Source organism: Kitasatospora sp. NPDC001225 (assembly GCF_053597855.1).
In genome coordinates, this window is the sequence record NZ_JBSFJC010000339.1 from 1 (window position 1) to 2734 (window position 2734).

General features: G+C 67.4%; 3 protein-coding genes. 1 reads left to right on the top strand and 2 read right to left on the bottom strand.

Annotation, left to right across the window (positions count from 1 at the left end; translation table 11 throughout):
- Positions 1-184 (top strand): hypothetical protein (locus ACWDCZ_RS40110; protein ID WP_449818565.1); only part of this gene is annotated, 184 nt, incomplete at its 5' end.
- A gap of 502 nt (positions 185-686) precedes the next feature.
- Here ACWDCZ_RS40110 and ACWDCZ_RS40115 read toward each other — a convergent pair.
- Positions 687-2012, bottom strand: coding sequence for an AbiJ-related protein (locus tag ACWDCZ_RS40115; protein WP_449818566.1), 1326 nt, complete (start codon positions 2010-2012; stop codon positions 687-689).
- Between the two features lie 358 nt (positions 2013-2370).
- Positions 2371-2559: a hypothetical protein gene (locus ACWDCZ_RS40120; RefSeq protein ID WP_449818567.1), complete on the bottom strand. Its 189-nt coding sequence runs from the start codon at positions 2557-2559 to the stop codon at positions 2371-2373.
- Between the last annotated feature and the right edge of the window lie 175 nt (positions 2560-2734).

Sequence of the window (2734 nt, forward strand, 5' to 3'; positions counted from 1 at the left end):
AGAAGGCCGCGTCCTCGGTGCCGAGCAGCTCGGCGACCCGGTGCTCCAGGGTGCGGACCACGCCGTCGCCGTACTGGTGATGCAGTGGGTGGTGGCGGTCACCGCCGGCCCGATTCTGATCTCTGTAATGCGAACCAGGTTCCTCGACGGATGGTTCGCTCAGAGCTTGGCTCTGACCTGCTAGTTTCATGGGGATCAGCTTCGGCCAAGTGTTCCGTGGCTGCTGTGCAGCCTCATTCTAGCGTTCTCAGCGCCCTCCGGATTCGTTCCGCCTCCGGCGGAACGAGCGGTCTGTTAGGGGCAGCCAGGCGATGCCGTTTCCTCCACTGCAGAGGTTTTCGTGACCCTCCGTTAGGCTGAAGTCAGGTCTAAATCTTTCCCTTTGGTTTAGACCACCCTACTTGGCAACTAGAGAATGAGAGTTGGTCGGCCGATGTTATGTAACGGGATGTCGGCTGCTTGCGGGTCCTCATGTGTAATGCCACTGAGGCAAGGTGTCGGCGATACAGAATTGATCGACCGGGCGGGTTCTGTATCGCACACGGCTACTCTTCACCGCGGCCGGTTGTCGGCAACGGGGCGCAGCAGGGCCGTGATGAACTCGCGGGCCGTTGCTTGGCGTTGAGGGCTAATGCAGGCCCATCCAGTGGGTGCGCCTGGCCCAGGTTCCCGGCCGGGTTCGGGCGTCAGGTGTTGGGGGTCGTGTGGTGGGGCTCCGCCGGCGGGATGGTGAGGTTGTGGTGGGTGAAGAGGGTGGTGAAGAACTGCTCGAGGAGGGGGCCAGCGTGGTGTCGGTTGCTGAGTTCGGTGGAGCTGAATCGGTAGACCTCGTAGCCGCGGAGCTTGAGGTCGCGGTCGCCGCGGACAGTGTCCTCGTACGCCTTGGCGGTCGCGTAGTGGTGGCGGCCGTCGACTTCCAGGACGGCGCGGTGGCCGCCCGGTAGGAGCATGAGGAAGTCCATACGGTGGTTCAGCAGGGCTTCGACGCCGCGCTGTTGGACGGTCTTGTGGTCCCAGTGCAGCCAGACCTCGGGGAGCAAAGCGGGCAGGGTCGAGGCGCGGGCACCGTAGATGCGGTGATAGAGCCGGTAGAGGTCGCGCTGGGGCGAGACGTCCTCGCTGGGCATGGAGGCCAGCAGGCGGTTGTAGAGGTCCTTCTTGGCCTGCTCGGTGTCGTCGGTGCCGGTTTTCTCCTGCCACCACTGCTGCAGGTCGCACCAGCGGATGCCGTCCGGGCCGATGAGCCGGTCGTAGACGAGGACCTGGTCTGTCCCCTGCAGGACTTCGAGATCGTTGTCGACGACGCTCAGGAAGCGGATGTCGGGCTTGGCGGTGGTGGCGAAGATCAAGGTCTTCGGCCGGCGGGCGGCGCCGGGGCCGGTGCGCAGGAGCTGGAAGTGTGGGTAGCCGTCGCGCTCGCCGGTCTGCTCGAGGCGGATTGCGGTCGGTGCCAGCGCTGTGTTGACCGTCTCGACGAGGCGGCCTTGGGCGCCAGCGTCTGGGAGGGTTGTCGGGTCGACCAGGGCTTCGAGGAAGCGGGTGAACCTGGCGGAGCTGGCCTCGAAGACCCCGAGCTGCTCGAACAGTTCCTCCGCCGACCAGTCCTCTCGGTTGCGGAACACGTGCTGGTGGATCCGGGCCCGCAGGCTCGTCGTCGACGATCCCGTCCACAGCGCCATCGGGTCGTCGTCCAGGTGCCAGAACCGTTCCAGTGCGCGCTCGAACCTGTCCTGGCGGTAGAGCAGCTCGTCGAGGTTGATCGCGGCGGCCAGCTCGCGCCGCACCCGGCCCGGGATCTCGATGACCGTTCCGGCGTCCCAGACGGCGTCCTCGAGGGCGAACCGCTCCTTCCTGCGGACGGACACCTGCGGGGAGTCGAGGAGGCGCTGCGCGGCCTGGAGGAGGCCGCCGCCGTCCGGGAGTGCCTTGAGGCAGGCTTCCAGGCGCTGGCTCTTCGAGCCTGTGTCTGCCGCGGGTATCGGTAGCCTGAGCTCGGGCCCCAGCTCGGTCAACTCCCGGTGGGTACAGGAATGGAGCCCCCACACGACAGTGCTGACCGCTTCTCGCAGCTTCGTCGGATCCACCGCCACGGGACGAGTGTGGCAGACCGCTCGGACAGCTGTCCCAGAAGCGGCGCAGCCGCCGTCCCGGCAGGCTCCGGGCTGCTGCACCGGAGCGCCGTTGCGCCGGCCGGGGCAGGTCGGCGCAGCGGGGGTACGCGGAGGGCTGCGTTCTGGCCTTCCCGGAAAGGGGCGGTACAGCGGCAGGGTGGGACGAGGCGGGGCGTTGGCGCCGGATGGGCCCGTCTGTCCGGCCGGGACGTGCGGTGCTTGGTGGGGAAGACCGTCAAGACGCTTGTGGTCGCAGCACCTAAATGATCTTGAGTGCTTCGTCCCACACGTTGCCTCCGTCCGCCCAGGTCCACAGCCATTGGCGCAGTGACGGTGCGGCGTAGCACAGGCCGTCGTGGGGGTTTTCGCCCCAGTCGGGTTCCCAGCCGTCGGCGTCCCAGAGCAGGACGGGGTTGTCGACCGCGATCAGCGAGACGTGCCACTGCATGCTGCAGCCGCCTGTCAGGAAGAGCCATGACGCTGACCGCCCGTACTTTGGCCCTCGCGTGTGGAGGGAGGTTGCGCAGGGCCAGTCCGGTCTGTGCCAGTACGGGAGCCGAACGAACCCCTGGCCGCCGCAGACCCCCGGGCCGCACGGCCGTCCTGCTGGCCGCGGCCCTGAC